Annotated in this window: 2 protein-coding genes; both read left to right on the top strand. The window is 67.7% G+C overall.

The genetic code is table 11. From position 1 onward, the window contains the following. A partial coding sequence (locus MJ956_RS18625; protein ID WP_423724908.1) for a Mu transposase domain-containing protein occupies positions 1–659 on the top strand: 659 nt, incomplete at its 5' end. Further along, a complete protein-coding gene (istB, locus tag MJ956_RS18630) occupies positions 659–1,444 on the top strand; it encodes an IS21-like element helper ATPase IstB (protein WP_253965916.1) in 786 nt (261 codons plus the stop codon). The genes MJ956_RS18625 and istB, both read left to right, overlap by 1 nt. The last annotated feature ends 68 nt before the right edge of the window (positions 1,445–1,512 follow it).

Raw genomic sequence — 1,512 nt, forward strand, 5'->3', positions numbered from 1 at the left:
CGGCGAGCCGCGAGGTGGTGCTGCACCCCCGGCTGCATGCCTTCGCCAAGCATTGGGGCTTTCGGGTTAGGGCGTGCGCGCCGTACCGGGCGCGGACCAAGGGCAAGGACGAGCGGGGTGTCGGCTACGTCAAGAAGAACGCCATCGCGGGGCGCAGCTTTGCCGGTTTTACCGAGATGGAGGCGCATCTGGAGGCCTGGACGCGGGAGATCGCCGATCGTCGCATTCACGGCACGACCGGAGAGTCGCCGGCGGATCGCTTTACCCGCGATGAACGGCAAGCTCTGCGCCCTCTGACCGGCACGCCGCCGTTCACCACGGCCCGCGACCTGATGCGGCGGGTCGGCGCCGATTGTGCCGTCGCGGTCGACGGCAACGCCTATTCGGTGCCGTGGCGGCTGATCGGCGAGCAAGTCCGCGTCACCGTCGGCAATACGATCGTACGTGTTCACCATGGCGGCCGGGAGGTGGCGGTGCACGGCGAACTGAAGGGCCGTCACGGCCGCGTCGTCGACGATGCGCACCTGGCGGGGCTGGTTGGCACCAAGGACCGCCCGGCGCCGAACGCGGTGGACATCACGGCCGTCACGGTGCCCATGATCCCGGCCTTGCTGCGGCCGCTGGCGGAATACGAAGCGGCGGCGGGAGGATCGTTCTGATGGACGGCCACGATCACCTGACGGCGCTCCTGTCGCGGCTGAAGCTGACGGCGCTTCGCGACCAGCTCGACAACCTCATCGACGAGGCCGGCAGACGCGAGCTGACGATCCGTGAGGCGCTGACGATGTTCTGCGAGCGGGAGGTTGCGCGGCGCGACCAGCGGCGCATCGACATGGCCTTCGGCCTTGCCCGTTTCCCCTTCGTGCGCGATCTCACGGGCTTCGACTTCGGCGCCCAGCCCTCGCTCGACAAGGCACAGATCCGGGAGATCGCGACGGGGCGCTTCATCGCCAACGGCGAGGCGGTCCTGCTTCTCGGGCCGCCGGGTGTCGGCAAGACGCATCTGGCGGTGGCGCTGGGGCGGGAGGCGATCATCGCTGGCTACACCGTCCTGTTCACGCCGGCGACGACGCTGGTGGCGCAATTGGCCAAGGCGCATGGTGAGGGACGGCTCGAGGAGAAACTCTCCCACTACGCCAAGCCCAGGCTCCTGATCGTCGACGAACTGGGCTATCTGCCCTTCGAGCCGGATGCCGCGCATCTCTTCTTCCAGCTCGTCAGCCGTCGCTACGAACGCGGCGCCATGCTGGTCACCTCCAATCGCGCCGTGGGTGAATGGGGCCAGGTCTTCGGCGATGCCGTGGTCGCCACGGCCATCCTCGATCGCCTGCTTCACCACAGCCACGTCATCACCATCCGCGGCGACAGTTATCGCCTGCGCGAAAAGCGCCGCAGCGGTCTTCTGCAAAAGACCGCTGCGGCGCCACAACCCTCGAACGCCTGAAAGGCGCAAACCAATAGGGGGTCAGTTCCTCATGTCGCCGAGGGGTCAGTTCCGAATGTCGCTGGACA

The sequence above is a fragment of the Aurantimonas marianensis genome, from assembly GCF_024195285.1.
Classification (GTDB): Bacteria; Pseudomonadota; Alphaproteobacteria; order Rhizobiales; family Rhizobiaceae; genus Aurantimonas; species Aurantimonas marianensis.